Origin of the sequence: Aneurinibacillus danicus (genome assembly GCF_007991215.1) — a bacterium.
GTDB lineage: Bacteria > Bacillota > Bacilli > Aneurinibacillales > Aneurinibacillaceae > Aneurinibacillus > Aneurinibacillus danicus.
Window position 1 is genome coordinate 1 of sequence record NZ_BJXX01000217.1, and the last position, 652, is coordinate 652.

The following is a 652-nucleotide window of genomic DNA, read 5'->3' on the forward strand; positions in this document are numbered from 1 at the left end:
GCAACGGTCGGCACGCCTCGCAAGCTTTTCCTTGTTTACGAATGAATCTTACGTTAAAACGCTGTCATCATCGAGTGAACGGTGGAGCTTCATATATTCGACATACATGGCAATCCGCCATGGCACAATCATTCCGAACGCCAGAATGAAAAATAAACCGGCCGTCTCTTCCATACTTACATACATGCCTACATATGATTTTAACGCCAGCCGCAGCAAAACAAGACCAATCAGAATAAATACAAAGGCTTTCGATCTTTTCAGATAGATATCCTTGCCTATCACTTCAAATTTCGAAGTAACGATTAACGGATACGACAGCAGCGTACCGACGAAAAAGGCAAACAGCGCATAGGTGACGTGTACATGCATAGGCGGATACAAAAACATGGAAAAACCTGTACTCATGAAAAAAGGCGGCAAAATAATCTTCTTTAAAGAAGCGGGCTTCTTCGAGGCCCGCATGCGGATGAAGAATACCATCATTGCCATAAACACGCCGATAACCGCGCTCAATATGGTCATACTCACAGAACATCCTGCCCCGAAAAATCGTAGCAATTCGGAACAGGACACCTCCTTTCTATAACCAATAAATTTTATTGAATCTCCACAGCAATCTACAATTTTTAAGACCATATCTTTTTAAAAC

General features: G+C 42.3%; 1 protein-coding gene. It reads right to left on the bottom strand.

Features of this window, described 5'->3' with window-relative positions:
* Nucleotides 1–48: 48 nt before the first annotated feature.
* Nucleotides 49–525, bottom strand: coding sequence for a CcdC family protein (locus tag ADA01nite_RS20730; protein ID WP_146812340.1), 477 nt, complete (start codon nucleotides 523–525; stop codon nucleotides 49–51).
* Between the last annotated feature and the right edge of the window lie 127 nt (nucleotides 526–652).